The organism is Ignavibacterium sp. (genome assembly GCA_032027145.1).
Taxonomy (GTDB): Bacteria; Bacteroidota; Ignavibacteria; order Ignavibacteriales; family Ignavibacteriaceae; genus IGN3.
Genome location: JAVSMP010000001.1, coordinates 561,897 through 579,466 on the forward strand (window position 1 = coordinate 561,897; position 17,570 = coordinate 579,466).

General features: G+C 32.9%; 12 protein-coding genes. 7 read left to right on the plus strand and 5 right to left on the minus strand.

Annotated features, from left to right (window positions below; all coding sequences use genetic code 11):
• Window positions 1-18: 18 nt before the first annotated feature.
• From ROY99_02215 to ROY99_02235, 5 genes are all read right to left on the minus strand, one after another.
• Window positions 19-1,071, minus strand: coding sequence for a hypothetical protein (locus ROY99_02215; GenBank protein MDT3695176.1), 1,053 nt, complete (start codon window positions 1,069-1,071; stop codon window positions 19-21).
• A 255-nt stretch (window positions 1,072-1,326) separates the two neighbouring features.
• Window positions 1,327-2,625, minus strand: coding sequence for a hypothetical protein (locus ROY99_02220; protein ID MDT3695177.1), 1,299 nt, complete (start codon window positions 2,623-2,625; stop codon window positions 1,327-1,329).
• Window positions 2,626-2,645: 20 nt separating this feature from the next.
• The gene (locus ROY99_02225) at window positions 2,646-3,686 is read right to left on the minus strand and encodes a hypothetical protein (protein ID MDT3695178.1); all 1,041 of its coding nucleotides are present in this window, start codon (window positions 3,684-3,686) and stop codon (window positions 2,646-2,648) included.
• A gap of 256 nt (window positions 3,687-3,942) precedes the next feature.
• Window positions 3,943-4,224 (minus strand): hypothetical protein, encoded by a 282-nt coding sequence (locus ROY99_02230; GenBank protein ID MDT3695179.1) that lies wholly within the window; start codon window positions 4,222-4,224, stop codon window positions 3,943-3,945.
• A 1,377-nt stretch (window positions 4,225-5,601) separates the two neighbouring features.
• Window positions 5,602-8,592 (minus strand): TonB family protein, encoded by a 2,991-nt coding sequence (locus ROY99_02235; protein MDT3695180.1) that lies wholly within the window; start codon window positions 8,590-8,592, stop codon window positions 5,602-5,604.
• A gap of 150 nt (window positions 8,593-8,742) precedes the next feature.
• On the opposite strand from ROY99_02235, the gene alaS reads away from it, so the two are divergent.
• From alaS to ROY99_02270, 7 genes are all read left to right on the plus strand, one after another.
• Complete coding sequence (gene alaS / locus ROY99_02240; GenBank protein MDT3695181.1) at window positions 8,743-11,328, plus strand: alanine--tRNA ligase; 2,586 nt, start codon at window positions 8,743-8,745, stop codon at window positions 11,326-11,328.
• A 496-nt stretch (window positions 11,329-11,824) separates the two neighbouring features.
• On the plus strand, window positions 11,825-13,171 hold the full coding sequence (gene radA, locus ROY99_02245) for a DNA repair protein RadA (GenBank protein MDT3695182.1): 1,347 nt from the start codon (window positions 11,825-11,827) through the stop codon (window positions 13,169-13,171).
• Between the two features lie 207 nt (window positions 13,172-13,378).
• A complete protein-coding gene (locus ROY99_02250; GenBank protein MDT3695183.1) occupies window positions 13,379-13,630 on the plus strand; it encodes an RNA-binding protein in 252 nt (83 codons plus the stop codon).
• Between the two features lie 80 nt (window positions 13,631-13,710).
• Window positions 13,711-15,033 carry an alpha-amylase family glycosyl hydrolase gene (locus ROY99_02255; protein ID MDT3695184.1) on the plus strand — a complete coding sequence of 441 codons (1,323 nt, stop codon included), beginning with the start codon at window positions 13,711-13,713 and terminating at the stop codon, window positions 15,031-15,033.
• Between the two features lie 88 nt (window positions 15,034-15,121).
• On the plus strand, window positions 15,122-15,823 hold the full coding sequence (locus ROY99_02260; GenBank protein MDT3695185.1) for a hypothetical protein: 702 nt from the start codon (window positions 15,122-15,124) through the stop codon (window positions 15,821-15,823).
• Between the two features lie 8 nt (window positions 15,824-15,831).
• Entirely contained in the window at window positions 15,832-17,019 is a 1,188-nt protein-coding gene (locus ROY99_02265; GenBank protein ID MDT3695186.1) for a class I SAM-dependent methyltransferase, read from the plus strand.
• 164 nt (window positions 17,020-17,183) lie between these two features.
• Window positions 17,184-17,540: an H-type lectin domain-containing protein gene (locus ROY99_02270; protein MDT3695187.1), complete on the plus strand. Its 357-nt coding sequence runs from the start codon at window positions 17,184-17,186 to the stop codon at window positions 17,538-17,540.
• Window positions 17,541-17,570 lie beyond the last annotated feature (30 nt).

Sequence of the window (17,570 nt, forward strand, 5' to 3'; positions counted from 1 at the left end):
TTTATCCTCTTATTTTCTTTATTGTGGACAGTTCATACACATAGTGTATGGATAAGAAGTACCTCTTGAATTGTGCAGTGCTAATTGATATTTATGAACTAAATCATAAATTGCTTGCACATAATGAATTTTACGCTCCTGAGCCTTCTCTATAGTTTTATCTATTTGTGGATTCCTTTGTGCATCTTTAGTATGTCCATAATCAACCCAATATTTCCGTATTGCCTTACTAAAATAGGATCTTAACTCAGAGTCGAATGAACCATCTAGGTTATTTAATCTCTTATTCTCGCCATAGTTATAACAAGTATAAGTTACCAATCTTTTTAACTCATTAACTAGACTATCTTTTTTTGTGTCAGATAAGATGCGTTTGAAATGTTCTATATGTAACAATTCGTGTTTTTCAACGATTTCTTTAATTATAAAACCATTCTGACCAACTAATTGAGGATAGCAATTATGACCGCATATATCCTTCGCTATTATTGCCGTATCTGGTACTAAAGTTATATCACTAAGTTGAGTGGTATCAGAAATTAATTTCAATCCATCATTCGTAATACTGGTATAACAAACATCAGCCATAAAATCTATATATATTGGTGTTGGAGTTATTGAATCAGCTAATACCGGTCTTAATTCAATTTTTCCAGAAGCATTTTTGCATGGTTTTAAATGCCAGGCATTTTCATAAACACCATTCTGATTTTTTCTTTCTCTATGATAATCAAGTGGTCGCGACTGCCCTGTTGCAGAATCTGGAATAACATTGTTTAAAGAATCCTTCATAAAACAAACTGTATCAATTTTAGTTTTTATTGTTATGTTTCCTAAAGAGTCAACTACAAAATATCCACTTTCATAAAAATTATATTGCCTTTCAACCACTATTTGTATATTGTCATAACTATCAACACAACTATCAAAATCACAATCATTTCCCACCACCAAAACACCATCGCCCATATAATCTCTTTCAATCTCTCCGATAAAACAATAAGCTGCTGTGTTTTCAACAACAGGGTTTTGCTGGTTAGTTGGATAATCTATTTTCGTTTCTATTATCATATTCCATATTGCTCAACTTTTGTGCAAAACAAAAACACTGAATTCTGAGTATTTGAAACTGAGATTTTTCTTGTTTGAAAATATTTACAGATAATTATACTCTTATTTACCGATATCTTGTTCTTGTTGTTATTTAAAAAACTAAATACTTTTTTAGTTCTTAGAAAAATGGCACACGGATCGAACAGATTAAACTGATGTAAACAGATCAATCAATAATATGATAAGAAGTAGTCGCTATTTAACTAAATAAGATTAAGGCTTTGGCAATCTGTCTAAAATGTACTGTGCATTCCAGTAGAGAAATTTCCAGCCTTCTATTGTTACAAAACGTGGGTCTGTGTTTAGTGAGTCCTTATAAACATTATCCACTAAATCCTGAAATGCTTTTACCTGAACTCTGCAAGCAAGTGAATCTCCGTTTTGTAAGTTGGTTTTAGCTATGGTTAAAATGTTTTTTAGTTCGTTGGAGAAAGTTAAATCGCCGAGCCAGGTGTAGTTTGATACTGTGTCAATGAGATTATAAACATACCCGATTTGTTGTGAGGAATCAAAAAGGGAAATTTCGTTTATAGGTATAAAATTGGTTCTGAAATAACTTATTCTTTTTTTCAATAGATCATGATGCATTGAATTACTCAATTCATTCAAAAAATAAACCCAATTCGGGGAGCTATATTTTGAGGAAACATTCTTAGATGTAATGTCGTGAACGGCAGGAAGATAGTAAGATAATAATTCCACATTAGTTTCACTCAACAATGCCATTCTGCTTAGTCTGGGTTGATCCTCCTTATTAAGTTTCCCCACTTGATCAAAGAACCACAGTCTTACCTTACCCTCATTATTATTGAATCCCCACTCTAAGGCTTCATTCAATGCTACGCTATCAATCTGTGAAAGAACTTCAAGACAACAAGAAACTAGAAAATCGTATTCGGTTTTCGAATTATATTTTACAATTGGTATTAAAATATTTTTAATATCATCAACCACATCGGGATTTTCAATGAAGTATCTTAAATAACAAGGTGAATATCCGTTATCTGAGTTTGAGGTATTGACTAAATCTAAAATGGTTTGGAAATCTTCATAGATACCTACTCTAGTTAAATAGTAAATTGCTGTAAGATTCACTTGTTCCATATCTCTAGGATGATTCCTCAAATACTTCATTCCATCCACAGCTTGTAAATCACCTAAATATCCTCTTGCAATCATATCGTTTTCAAAAGCCAAATACCATAATTCGTATATAAGCGAATCGGAAGTTATTATTTTTGTTGTATCTAGAACTGTAAGTAAATTTTGCAATAGGAATTCTCTTTTTTCAGTTTCATACTTATCAACTAGTTCTCTAACTGCATATAAATATTTTAGATTAATAATATTTTCTTCTTTGTTGTAAACAATTGTCTCCAGATCAAGAAGTGTTGTATCATTACCCATGATTTGATTATACTCCAAAGGTACGCTAAGTTTGTCCCATAGTGATTGAGATAGCAAATTATATTGGATCAGTATAAATAATATTATTAATAATTTATTTTTCATTTTTAGTTCCTTCTTCATCTTTATTTTCCTTCCCACCAATCAATAATTCTTTGTTTAATCTCTTTATAAAATCCACTTGCATATTTATCAGCTGCAAGTTCATGATTATCAACTTTAACCTCAACATAAGTACCATCTTTTTTCATCTTTACCATGGTAAATCCTGTTAAATCAATATTATAATCTTTAGCAAATGATAAATCGGCACCCCACTTTATACCTGTATTTAGATGTCGTATTATATGATTTTTTATCTCATCTGTTATTGTTGGACAGGTGTAATCTGAATATTTTAAATTAAATCTTCGTATAACTTTAAAACTAAATTCATTTAATCGCTTAATAATAAATTTCTTCTTCATTAAATAATGATGTTCTTCATGCTTTAACATGGCGGGGAAATACTCAAAATCTACTGATTCAAATTGATGACTATATACACCCCCACTCTGTATATCTAAGTCATTTAATGTTTTCGTATAAATTGATTCATTGGTTATATAAGTGGACAATAGCGTATGATCTGTCGCATCCCCTAAATTAATTGTTGTGTCTAGATTCCATAAACTTATATCAGAAAGAATTGGAACCCTTAGATTAAAAACATTATAAATCCATCTATAGTCTTCTGGTGTTAAATTTATTCGGTCTAATATTATTTCAAAAATTAGATCATCCCCAAAATGCCATTTATTATTCGAATTAGCTGGGATAGAATCTAATATTATTGTTGCTCCGGCAAAATCAACTCGCTTTTCCCTAGTATCATAAAATGCAGGATCACCTACTTGTTCAAAATGTGGGATCTTCAGACTGTCCGTCCAGTTCCAATAACTATCAGCTCGTAATAGTTTTATTTCGCTAGAATCAGCACTAGTCCTTTGTTGGTCATTTGTAATGGCGAAAACTATCTCCTCATCACACTCATCTTGTTTTACGACCAAAACACCATCGCCCATATAATCTCTTTCAATATCCCCAATAAAACAATAAGCTGATGTGTTTTCAACAAGTGGTTTTTGATGGTTAGTTGGATAATCTATTTTCGTTTCTATTATCATATTCCATATTGCTCAACTTTTGTGCAAAACAAAAACACTGAATCCTGAATATTTAAAACTGAGATTTGTCTTATTTGAAAATATTTACAGATAATAATACTCTTATTTACCGATATCCTGTTCTTGTTGTTATTTGAGAAAACTAAATTATTTTTTAGCTTTTAGAAAAATGGCACACGGATCGAACAGATTAAACTGATGTAAACAGATCAATCAATAATATGATAAGAAGTAGTCGCTATTTAACTAAATAAGATTAAGGCTTTGGCAATCTGTCTAAAATGTATTGTGCATTCCAGTAAAGAAATTTCCAGCCTTCTATTGTTACAAAGCGAGGGTCTGTGTTTAGTGAGTCCTTATAAACATTATCCACTAAATCCTGGAATGCTTTTACCTGAACTCTGCAAGCAAGTGAGTCGCCGTTTTGTAAATTTGTTTTGGCTGTGGTTAAAATTTTTTTTAGTTCGTTCGAGAAACTGAGATCGCCAAGCCAAGAATAAATTATTATCTCATTTACGACATTGAGTAAATTATCCATAATTCTATTTATTGAATCGGTATTGCCAGGGGGTTTAAAAAATCAATATAATCAATTATGGATTCTCTGGCTGACTCAACTGGTTCGATTAATCTATATTCAATAATTATAAGATAGTCGCTTGGCGTTCCCCAGTATGTCATTAACAGCCTTGCAATTTTTCTACGAATTGTTTTACTGCTATCTAACGAAAGTCTGTTAGTTAAAAACTCCTTATCAAGGAATAGTTATTTTCTAAGAGACAATCAATCACAACGGATCTTATTGATTGACCCTGATTAGTTAAAATTAGTTCTTTAAAGAAATCTGTTTTTTCACTCCCGAAGTTTCTTGAAAGGATTTTCAATGCAATTATTTTATTTGTTAAACCAATATTTTTCTCTATCGCTTCCTCGATTTTCTGTTTTGTAACTTGATTTAATACCGAATCTTTTTGAATTATTTTTCTATTAAAACAAAAATAATAGGATCATATCTATCTGGATACTTATTTAAAAAATACAGGACTACATGACTTTTACTGAAGTTATCATTATTAAATAGTATCTGCACAATAATTATTTTATTAATTAGATTATTGCCAAGGTCAGAAAATTTGCCGTTTTCAAAGTGCGATAAAAGTTCGAGAGAAATCGATTCTATATTTTCTGATCCGAGACTATCCAATGCAAATAGTAATCTAAATGCAATAGAATGATCATCTTCAATTTATATTTGATTTTCTAAGTAGGGGACGGCTTCTGGAAGATTGCATAGAATTATACTATCTATGGCTTTAATCTGTTCAAATCGAATATATGAATTTATCCTCGCTGTAAGAGAAACTAAATCATATTGATTATATATTAATTGTGAAATCCACAATACTAGTAACAAAATTTTATAGAAGTACACTTTATACATCCTAAAATTTACTTGCGGTTTCTTTTTCTCATTTCTTCGTAAGTGTAATGCTTAAGGGAAAAGGAATTTCTTAAATTTATTTAATGTAAAAAAATAAACGAAATAATTATGATTGGATACAATCTTCTTTAGTAAATGAGCAGGACGACCGTAAAGATTTGGAAAATTAAAAAAGAAGCCTTAGCATCTTATACAGTAGCAAACAAAAAGAAACATCACTCAATAAAAAAATGTAAATTCAACAGGTGGTCAAGCAGATCAGTTGGATAATAGATGTTTTCTTGCTCTAGCTTAAAGATCTGCTGAGCAACAAAAAAATCCTGATTATACAGCAGAATTTAATCTACGAAACATTTTTATCAGCGTAGAGATGAATATCGGTAAATTTACTTAAGGAGAGTTTTTATTTTAAAACATAAAAGGCACCGCTACCCGTGCCTTATTAAATTATTTTACTGACTTTTTTAACCTAAACTATTTCTTAAAAACAATTGGAATAGTAACCTGAACCTTAACATTTTTACCCCTTTGTTTTCCGGGAACAAATTTACTTTTCTTTACAGCATCCATTGCTTCTTCATCACAACCGGCACCTATACCTTTTAAAGTTTTAACCGAAACCACATCTCCATTTTCATCAACAAGTGCTTGAACAAGAACTTTACCTTCGATACCAACCCGTTTAGCAATATCAGGATATTTAATCTTACTCTGCAACTGTTTCATACCTCCAATTAACTGAGGCATTTCCTCAACAGCAACAAAAAATGCAGGTTCCTCTTCTTCAGGGGCTTTCTTTGTAGGAGGAATTATGGTTTCTGTTTTAGCTGCGGCAATTTGTTTGGTCTCTTTATTTTCTTCCATCAAAGGATTATTGTTTTCATTCAGAGCGAAGTATGTGCTTTCTTTCTTATCAATACTTTCAGGCAAAGGCGGTAAGTTTACTTTTGGTTCGTTTTTAACAATTTTTTCAGATTCTTCAACCTTCACCGGAACGATTTCCTCCTGGGTTACAGATTGTAAATTGTCATCAGGAACTACATCACTGATAAGTTCACCTACTTGTTTCTGTTCTATTGGTTTTTGTAATTCTGTTGTTTTATTCTCATTATTCGACTGCATCTGAACAAATAAAAACGCTCCTGATGCTATTAAGATAATAAACAATGCTGCTGAAAGAATAATATTTCTTTTTAATTTTTTCTTAAGGCGTAAAACTTCATTATCACTGGTATCAGGTTTTAATTCCGGTTCAAGGTCTCTGTCGCTAACCCGAATTCTTGCTTTTTCTACTGGAGTTGATGTTTTTATAACATCTTCTTTGCTTTCTTTTTGAACTAATGGCTTATCTGATTCGTTAATATTGGTTTTTACTGTCGCATTTTGCTGGTTCTCATTATCTTCAAATTTTGTTTCTCTGATCTTTAATGAAGTTTTTTCAATCTGAGGTTTAATTTTAACAGGTTCCTGAAATGGTTTTGTATCAGATGTTTTAACTTCTGCTGGTTGTTCTGCCTTTTTTACCTGAATGCTTTGCTTTGATTGGGCAGGTGTAGGTGCAGCATTTTTATTTTCAACTACCTGATTGACCGATTCAGTTTTTATTTGTTCTTTAGCAGTGGGTTTTACTTCCTGTATTACAGAAGGAGTTATCGGTCTTTCATTTACTGTTGGTTTTGTATTCTTAGTTGTTTCAGACTTATAATTAGTACTATTAAATGTTCTGACAGTTCTATCAACAGCGTGTGATCTTATTTTAATATCACCTTGTATTTCTATAGAACCATCGGTTTGATTTAATTTTTCGTTAACTGGCAGGTTGACTTTTGTTTCTTTTATATCATTTTTTTCCTTGCTGCTTTGGTCTTCTGTCTTTTCAGATTTACTCACCTGCATTTCATTAGGATTTTTTGTTTCTACTGCCTTCAGCTCTTTAGTCGGGATGTTGGTCTTTAGCTTGATATCAGAGTTGTTATCAATGGTTTTATTTTCAAGAGTCTCTCTGACAGTTTTTTCTGCTGCAGCTACATTGCCCTGTTTAGAAACAACTTTATCAGATTCATCGTTTTTTTTCTGTTCAACTGTTTCTTGTTTTATTGGCGGTTTAATTTGCTCTTCTAAATCCTTAAGAGTAACCGGCTCAGGTTTATTCGGGAGCGGTTTATCATTCTTAAATAACTCTTTAAGATTTATACTGCTTGTTGGAGTAAGTCTGTTTCTGACAACAACTTCGTCTTTAGCAGGAAACGATTGAGTTTTGTTCTGTTTAAAAACCGTTGTAGTGCCTGATGGTACTGTCTGTACTTTATTCTCAACAGCAGCAGGTGCTGGTTCCTGTCTAAACTTTAGAGGCTCAGTTGGTTTGGTAATTTCTTCAATACTTTTATTGTTAATTTCGTTAAGCCGCTGTATTGGCTCACCATGATGCTGATTAGCAGACACTTCTACTGTTTTTTCCTTTATCGGCTCAGTTGATTGTTTGCTTAAAGAATCTGTCTTAGCAGCATAAGGCTCGCTAAATTGTATCTGAGAATCTTTCTCTCTCTTTTCAATTATTTCATTTATGTTAATCACATCTGGCAAGGGGGTGCTTTGCTGGTTTATTACAGGCGGCTCCGGAGTAATTATAGGATATTCAACTTCTGCACCTTGAAGTATTTCTATGAAAGCCTTACTTAAATGATCACTTAAATCATTTGGCGGATAAACAATCGGAATAGTTGCAGAAAGTAACGCAATTAAATTTTGAACTTCTCCTAATTCTTTCCACAAAAATTCCGGATCGTTTTCTCTGAGGTTATTCAATTTTATTTTTTCTTCGGAAGTAATACAGCCAAGCGGTTCAAGTTTAATTAAATCAAAAACTTCAATATTCTTAACTGAAGATGCTTGCTTGCCAGTAAACTGCTGATAAAGCACATCCATTATTACAATAAGCTTGTTTCTAACCTGCGATACGGGAACTGTTAAGCGTTTGGCAATCTCTTCATCATTTAATCCCTCAAAATATACCAGAGAAAAAATCAGGTTTTGAATTTCACTCAAGTGCGATTTCCATAACTTCACTTTTTCAGCAAGGATTTTTCTCTCATCAAGATTCAACAGATCAATTTCATTAGAAAGATTTGGCAGAATAAACTCAATTTCATATTCATCAGAATAAATTGGAATATCTTCCATATACTTCATTCTTTTTACAACATCGAGCGAGATATTTCTTGCAAGCAATGTTAACCAGGTAAAAACATTGTTACTAGTTGTGCTGTAATATTCTATTCGCTTAAGAAATACTGAAAAAACATTTATTAAAATCTTTTCAGAAAGTTTTGGATTTGATACTATCTCTTTAATTAAAGAATAGATGGTTGCTGAATAGCGGTTATAAAGGTGTAAATATGCTTCCTGATTATAACCTACAATCTGAAGCAATAATTCACTATCGGTAGTTTGTTTATTAACTGACATCGCTTTATTTAATAATTATTAACAGGGAAGTTAATTCATCAATTTCATTGCCAAAATCAATCATTTAGAATCGTTGATAATCCGCATTTCCTGTTTAAGCTTAAGTGTCATTTTGTTATTTTTACCTACAAAAATTTTACAAAGGTAAATATGACCTCACAACAGATCCGTCAGCAGTTTTTTGACTTTTTTAAAAATAAGGGGCACAGGGTTGTTCAGTCTTCTCCGGTTGTTCCTTATGATGACCCTACTTTGCTCTTTACAAATGCGGGGATGAATCAATTTAAGGATGTATTCCTTGGATTTGGAACACGGGATTATAAACGTGCTGTTGATACACAAAAATGCATTCGTGTCTCAGGCAAGCATAATGATCTCGAAGAAGTAGGACACGATACTTATCATCATACTTTTTTTGAAATGCTTGGCAACTGGTCTTTTGGAGATTACTACAAAAAAGAAGCTATAAAATGGGCATGGGAATTATTAACCGAAGTCTGGAAACTTCCTAAAGAAAGATTGTGGGCAACCGTTTATAAGAATGATGATGAAGCTTTCGAATTCTGGAAATCTGAAACAGATATAAATCCAAAAAACATTTTAAGGTTTGGAGAAAAAGATAATTTTTGGGAAATGGGAGAAACTGGTCCTTGTGGTCCTTGTTCAGAAATACATATTAATGTTGGTGATGATTTTGAAAATCCGGAATTAGTAAATGCAGGCTCACCTGAGTGTATTGAAATATGGAACCTGGTTTTTATTCAATATAACAGGGATGAAAACGGAAAACTAAACGAACTTCCTGCAAAACATGTTGATACCGGAATGGGATTCGAACGGGTATGTGCTGTTCTTCAAAATAAAAAATCAAATTATGATACTGATGTTTTTACTTCAATAATTGAAAAGGTCTCCAAACTTTCTAAAGTTAAATACGAAAAAGAAGAAGATAGAATTCCGATGAGAGTAATTGCAGATCATATCCGTGCTTTAACTTTTGCAATTGCCGATGGTGCTGTCCCGGGTAATGATGGAAGAGGTTATGTGTTAAGAAGAATTTTAAGACGTGCCGCACGTTACGGAAGAAAAATAAATCTCAACGAACCTTTCCTTTATAAACTTGTAGATATTATTACTGATACGATGGGTGATGTTTTTCCTGAGGTTGTTGAGAAAAAAGATTATGTTAAAAAAGTTATTAAAGCAGAAGAAGAGAGTTTTAACTCAACTCTTGATCGTGGAATAGAGTTGTTTGATGAAATGGTTAAAAGATTGATTAAGCAAAACCTAAAGGTAATACCTGGCGAAGATGTATTTAAACTTTATGACACCTTTGGCTTCCCGGTTGATCTTACAAATGTTATGGCCCGCGAAATAAATTTTGCAATTGATGAAGATGGCTTTAACAAATTAATGGATGAACAGAAAGAGCGCGGAAGAGAAGCATCAAAGGACAAGTTTGCTGCTGTAAACGTTACACTAAATGATTTATCAGGATTTGATCTCGTTAACTCCGACCCGACAATTTTTACCGGTTATGATGAATTACAATCAAAAGCAGTTGTTGTTGGATTAAAAAATAACGGTGAAAATACCTTGGTAATCCTTGATAGATCGCCTTTCTATGTTGAGTCAGGAGGTCAGGTTGATGATATTGGCAAAATTAAAATTGATTCACAATCTTACGATGTAATTGATTTAATAAAAATCGATAATCACATTATTCATGTAGTGAACTGTGCTAATATTCCTTTACTTAAGCCCGGAGCTGAAGTAATCGCTGAGGTTGATCAAAACAGACGCTGGGATATTATGCGTAATCACTCCGTTACACACTTTTTGCATAAGGCATTAAGAACTGTTCTGGGAACTCATGTTCAGCAAGCAGGTTCTTATGTAGGACCGGATAGATTGAGATTTGACTTTACACATTTCACGAGATTAACCAATGAAGAAATCCAGAAAATTGAAACAATAGTTAATGAACAAACAAGAAAAAATTATCCGTTAAAACATCATCGTAACACTCCGTTTGATGAAGCAAAAAAAATGGGTGCTTTGATGTTCTTTGGCGATAAATATGGAGATAAAGTAAATGTTGTTCAGTTTGGCGATTTTACTTTGGAATTTTGCGGAGGAACTCATGTTCATAATTCTTCAGAGATAGGTTTGTTTAAAATTCTAAGTGAATCCTCAATTGCAAGCGGAGTCCGCAGAATAGAAGCTGTTACAGGGGCGGGTGTCGAAAAATTCATTCAATCTCAGCAGGAACAGTTAAAATTATCAGAACAAAAAATTGAAGAGCTGATTGATTCAAAGAAAAAACTTGAAAAGGAAATTGCTGAACTAAAGATGAAAGATAAACTTGAACAGCTTGATCATATTCTTTCACTTTCATCTGAAGAAAAAAGTATAAAAATATTTAAAGGCAAAGTTCAGGCTGATTCAATGGATGAACTGAAATCATTCGGTGACGAAATGAGAAATAAAATCAAATCTGGTATTGGAGTTTTAATTGCACAGATTGAAGATAAGGTTGGGATCGTTTGTGTTGTTAGCGATGATCTTATAAAAGATAAAAACATCAGTGCGGGAAAAATAGTCGGCGAACTTGCTAAACTAGTAGGCGGTGGCGGAGGCGGTCGCCCGCATCTTGCAACTGCCGGCGGTAAAGATGTTAACCAAATTGTTACAGCATTATCTAAAGTAAGTAAGATAGTTGCTGACTTTTTATAGAAATAACTTAACCACTAAGACACCAAGCACGCTAAGAAACACTTTGGAAATGTAAGTAACAATAGAACATCTCAATAATTTATTTTATAAAATTGTTTGCTGTGCAATAGAAATACCTTAACAATTTGATCCGGGTTTATTGGAATCTGTTTAGGATATCTGTTTTGTTGATGAATTGATTTCACGGAGATTAAGGGTTAATAGACAAACTCCCTTTCCAATTTAATATTAAAGCCATAATCCTGAAACAAATTTAATATTGGATTTATTGATTAATGATTAGTAGTTGAATTAACGCTGTTGTAATAATAATTCCAGTGTTTAAAGCTCAGTTGCTTCCTTATTTAAAATAACTGGAAAGCCAAAGGGTTTATTGATAAATTTTCCCTGTAAAAAAATAAAAGATAATTTAGTTCCTTTAGTTACGAGGAGCTTTCTAAATTTCCTGAATCTTAGTAAGTCTAATTGATCTTAATGTCTTAGTGGTAAAATTAAAATGGCTAAAACAAAAGTAAAATACATCTGCTCCAATTGCGGATACGAAACATTAAAATGGATCGGAAAATGTCCGGAATGTGAAAGCTGGAATTCTTTTACTGAGGAAATTGTAGAAACATCTCCGCACAAAACAAATATTGCAAAATCCAGGTTTAGTTACAGTAAGATAACCGATGTTATTGCCAGTGATGAAGAGAGGATAATAACAGGAATTACCGAATTTGATCGTGTACTGGGCGGTGGAATTATGCCCGGTTCTGTTGTTCTGCTTGGCGGAGATCCGGGAATAGGAAAATCCACAATAGCAATGCAAGCAGCAGCAAGTATTAGTGAAAAAGTTTTATATGTAACCGGCGAAGAATCTGAAAAACAAATCAAGCTGCGCTCAACAAGATTAAAGGTTAAATCCGAAACTTTCTTTATTCAAGCTGAAACTGAGCTATCAAATATTCTTGGTGCAATAAAGGAAATTAAACCATCAGTGGTTGTTATTGATTCAATCCAAACTACCTACCGAGGCGAATTGGAAAATTCTCCCGGAACAATAACACAAATTCGTGAGTGTGCTGCCTTGATGATGGAGGAAGCGAAAAAAAATCATTACTCGGTAATTATAATCGGGCATGTTACAAAAGATGGAATGATAGCCGGACCAAAAATTCTTGAACATATGGTTGATACGGTTCTGCAGTTTGAAGGTGAAGCAAATCATTCTTTTAGAATTTTAAGAGCGCAAAAAAACAGATTTGGCAGTACAAATGAAATTGGCGTGTTTGAAATGTTTGAAGATGGTCTGAAAGAAGTTGCTAATCCAAGCGAATTGTTTTTAAGTGAGCGGGAAAAACAAACACCTGGTTCGGTTGTTACTTCAAGTATCGAAGGAAGCAGACCTATTCTGCTTGAAGTGCAGGCATTAGTAACCCCTTCAAGTTTTGGTTATCCGCAAAGAGTTTCAAACGGATTTGATCAGAAAAGATTATCTATACTTTTGGCTGTACTTGAGAAAAGAGCAAATGTAAGAGTATCCGCACATAATGTATTTGTTAATATTGCCGGTGGAATAAGAGTAATCGAACCGGCTGCAGATCTTGCTGTTTGTGCCAGCATTGCATCAAGTTTAACAGATAGTGTTATTGATAATCAAACAATACTCATCGGAGAAGTTGGATTAGGCGGTGAGATCAGAAGCGTTGGACATATAGACAAAAGAATTACTGAAGCAAAAAAACTTGGTTTTAAAACAGTAATTATCCCTGCTGGAAACTTGAAGAGTGTAAAGGAAGATAATACAATAAAAATCATCCCTGTTGATAATGTAAAAGCCGCAATTGAAAAATTATTATGAAAATAAAACTGATATACTTATTGCAGTAACCAAGAATTAAATCTGCATTTTAACTGCTGTTAGAGAATCAACTTGAGACATAAGCCCGTTTTATGGGCTTAAAACTTATAAATAATTGTATTTTTTCTTTGTTTCTTTAATTAATAGTATTATTTTATTCCTGCGTCAAATGACGCTTTTTTGTTCAATTAATAAAAGGTTCGTTTTGTGAGTATCAAATTGTTTGTAGGGAGTCTCCCCTGGTCAGCCAACGATGAAGATTTGCAGAAAGCTTTTGCCGCACACGGTAAAGTTCTCTCAGCAAAAGTTGTAACTGATAAAGAGACACGCAGATCAAGAGGTTTTGGTTTTGTTGAATATGAGAACGAAACTGAGGCAACTGCTGCAATTCAGGCACTAAATGGTTCTGAACTCAAGGGTCGTAATATCATTGTAAGCGAAGCAAAACCCAAGAAATAGGTCCTGTTTATTCCTTTTTAGGCGCTCTTTTTTTGAGCGCTTTTTTGTTTTAAAAATTATTTGATGAAAAGGATTTCATAATGAAAAGAATTCTGATTCACTTCCCGTTATTTATTCTTTTACTCCAACAGATTTTTCCGCAACCTTTAGCACCTGATTGGGCAAAAAATTCAACAATCTACGAAGTTAATCTAAGACAATTTACTAAAGAGGGGACATTTAACTCTTTTCTACAACATTTACCCAGACTTAAAGAGCTCGGTATTGATATACTATGGCTAATGCCAATAAACCCAATTGGTAAACTAAACAGAAAAGGTACACTTGGAAGTTATTATTCGGTTAAAGATTATGTTGATGTTAATCCTGAATTTGGCACTAAAGAGGATTTTAAAATTCTTGTTAATGAAATACATAATCAAAACATGCACGTTATAATTGATTGGGTAGCTAATCATACCGCTTGGGATAACGAATGGGTTAAAACAAATCCGGAGTTTTATTCTAAAGACTCATCTGGAAAATTCGTTCCGCCTGTGCCTGACTGGTCAGATGTTATTGATCTGAATTACGACAATCAAGAATTATGGAAAGAAATGATATCTGCACTGAAGTATTGGGTGAAAGAGTTTGATATTGATGGTTACAGATGTGATGTTGCAGGTATGGTTCCAGTTGAATTCTGGAACGAAGTACGTGTTGAACTTGATAAGATTAAACCGGTTTTTATGCTTGCTGAGTGGGATACACCCGAAATGCATAAACTTGCTTTTGACATGACTTACGATTGGGAACTTCATAAAATATTTAATGGAATTTACGCTGAAGAAAAAAAATCGACTGATATTATTAAACATATTTTTAATGACCAGAAAAAATATCCTGATTATGCTTACAGGATGCAGTTTACATCAAATCACGATGAAAATTCATGGAATGGAACTGAGTTTGAAAGATTGGGAGAGGCTGCTGAAGTCTTTGCAGTCCTAACTTATATAATTCCAGGAATGCCGCTAATTTATAACGGACAGGAAAGTGGTTTTAATAAACGCTTAGAGTTCTTTGAAAAAGATTCAATTATCTGGAAAATAAATAAGTTTGAAAAGCTTTATAAAAATCTGAATGAACTCAAAGAAAAAAACAAAGCTTTGTGGGCAGGTAATGAAGGTGGAGCAATTGATTTTATAATCAACGATGATGATATTCTGATAATCAAACGTAACAAAGAGAATAATGAAGTTATTGGTTTTTTTAATCTTGCTGAAAAAGAAATTGAAACCGAAATACCCTTAGAAAGAACTGATGGAGTATATATTGATTTTAATGATAAGCATCCTATTGAATTAAATGGCAATTTACAGTTAAAATTAAAACCTTGGTCATACAAAATTTTTTATAAATAGAATTTTAACCGCTTGTCATCTGTAACTGAATTTTTAACTAATAATAAATTATTTTTGTTTATTAAAAATTCATTTTCTGGAAGATAATATGCAAAACAAAATTACTTTTTTAGTTATTCTTTTAATTTTAACTGCCGGGTTTTCAAAAGCCCAGCAAGCAGGTATAAACTTTTCACTTGCATTACCTCAGGGTGAGTTTGGTAAGCAAGTTGATAATCTTGGTTATGGACTTAGTGGCGAGTTTATGTTTTTATCACCAAAACTACAGTCGCCTTTTGGACTTGGGTTAAATCTTGGTTACTACGTTTATGGGAGTGAATCCCGAAGAGAACCTTGGAGCCACACAATACCAGATGTTTTTCTGAATGTTGAACGAACCAATAATCTTTTGAATTTCCACATAGTATTCGAACTTGGGATGCCGACAGGAACAATCCGTCCTTATATTCAAGGATTGTTTGGTGGAAATTATATTTACACTGAAACTTCAGTTAAAGGAGATTATGGAGGAGAGGATATAGCAAGCAATACTAACTTTGATGACTGGTCATGGAGTTACGGTGCGGGGGGCGGAATTGCAATATTATTAAGCGGTGATCCTGTAACTGAAAAGGAAGCAATTTATTTGGATCTAAAGGGAAGATATCTGTTTGGATCTAAGGCAGATTACCTAAAAGAAGGAAGTATTCAGATTAACAATTCAAAAGTCATATATAATCCAAGTCAATCAAAAACTGATATTTTAACATTACATCTCGGTGTTAGAATTGCGTTGAATTTTGAAAGTTAAGAATTTTATTGCCAGTTGTTAAACTTAAAAGCGGCAGAGATAAATCATTCAGAAGAAAACATCCATGGATATTTTCTGGAGCTATTGATTTTGTAAAAGATATTAGTTTCAATGGCCAAACTGTTGAAGTTATTTCTTCTGATGGCAGCCGATTGGGTTTTGGTTCTTTTTCTAATCATTCGCAAATAAGCGTTAGAATGTTAAGCTTTGACCCTGATGATGAACCCGATGAAAGTTATATACAAAGGAAGATTGAAGATGCGGTTAAATTTAGAAAAACTATTGTTGATCAGCACTCCACGAATGCATACAGATTAATTAATGCTGAGAGCGATAATCTTCCTGGAGTTATTGTTGATAAGTATTCTGATTTTCTGGTTTGTCAATTTCTTTCGGCAGGGGCTGAATACTGGAAAAATACTGTTATTAGCAGTTTAGCAGATTTGCTTAACCCCTCTGGTATTTATGAAAGATCTGATGTTGATGTCAGGGAAAAAGAAGGTTTACCAAAAATTAAAGGTGTTCTATTCGGCAGGCATCCTGATCCCTTAATTGAAATCACTGAGAACAACAACAAGTTTTTTATTGATATTATTAATGGTCATAAGACAGGATTTTACTTAGATCAGAGAGAAAACCGAAAAATTATAAGCAAGTTTGCAAAAGATAAAAGCGTTCTCAATTGTTTTTCTTTTACGGGTGCGTTTTCTGTCTATGCTCTAAAAGCTGGTGCTGCCAAAGTAATTAATGTCGATTCATCCGAAGATGCTCTTAAAACTGCTGAAAAAAATTTAGCTGCTAATGATCTTACAAGCAATCAATTTGAAAATGTTTGTGATGATGTATTTAAATACTTAAGAAAACTAAGAGACACAAATCAAAAATTTGATTTAATAATTCTTGATCCGCCTAAATTTGCTGAATCGGTAAACGTAATTGAAAAAGCAAGTCGTGGTTATAAAGATATTAACTTATTAGCTATCAAGTTATTAACTTATAATGGAATTCTCTTTACTTTTTCTTGTTCGGGACATATAAGTACGGAATTATTTAAAAAAATTATCTCTGACGCTGCTTTAGACTCAGGAAGAAATACTAAGACCATAAAGTTTCTTACACAATCTCCCGATCACACTATGTCAACAAACTTTCCGGAGAGTCTTTATCTTAAAGGTCTAGTCTGCAGTGTTCAATAATTAACAGAGGCTTTAACTCTAAGGATTAATTTTCAGAATCCGATTACATACTATCATTTTTTTCTTATTAGGATATAATTCCTTAATCGCTTAGATTTAATCCGTTATTTGGCAAATAATCAAATATTCTGATAAAATATTTTTTAAAAGACAAAGAAGGGCTGATGAAAAAGCTTTTAATATTTGTAACCGTCTTATTTCTTAATGTCTTTACTTCAGTGATTCCTGCCCAAACCCAAAGTGGATTTTGGGAATCAAAAATAGGAGATACTTCTTATAATCTTGATGTCGGTACTGGAGAAAGATCAATTACACTCGAGGTTAAATTTTCAAAATCTTACGAGGCTAAACCCAAAGTTTTTATTTCTGTCAGTCAATTGGATGCCGATAAAAACTTTAACTGCAGATATAATGTCGAGGCTCTCTCAGTATCAAAAGATGGATTCACTATTAAAATTATGATCTGGGCTGATACTAAGATTTACAGCATTGGCGGATATTGGTTAGCTTATATAGAATAACTTAACATATAGTATTTGTTTTAATACCTC